Raw genomic sequence first — 225 nt, forward strand, 5'->3', positions numbered from 1 at the left:
TGCAAGAGCGTGGCATTAAACTAGGTCGTGATTGTTTTTTTGATTATTTGAGAGAGCATGACTTTCTTGTAAAACCAAAGAAAAATTACACTAAAACGACAAACAGTAACCATTGGATGCGCAAGCATCCCAATTTACTAAAGGAATACATGCCTACTGCGGCCGAGGAAGTCTTCGTTAGTGACATTACATACGTAAAGTCAGCGCAAGGCGTGCATTACCTAT

General features: G+C 40.0%; 1 pseudogene. It reads left to right on the plus strand.

The window, feature by feature from the left end:
* Nucleotides 1-225: pseudogene (locus PSI06_RS21855) on the plus strand (IS3 family transposase); the annotation flags it as partial.

This window comes from Pseudoalteromonas sp. GABNS16E (genome assembly GCF_028598715.1).
Taxonomy (GTDB): domain Bacteria; phylum Pseudomonadota; class Gammaproteobacteria; order Enterobacterales; family Alteromonadaceae; genus Pseudoalteromonas; species Pseudoalteromonas atlantica.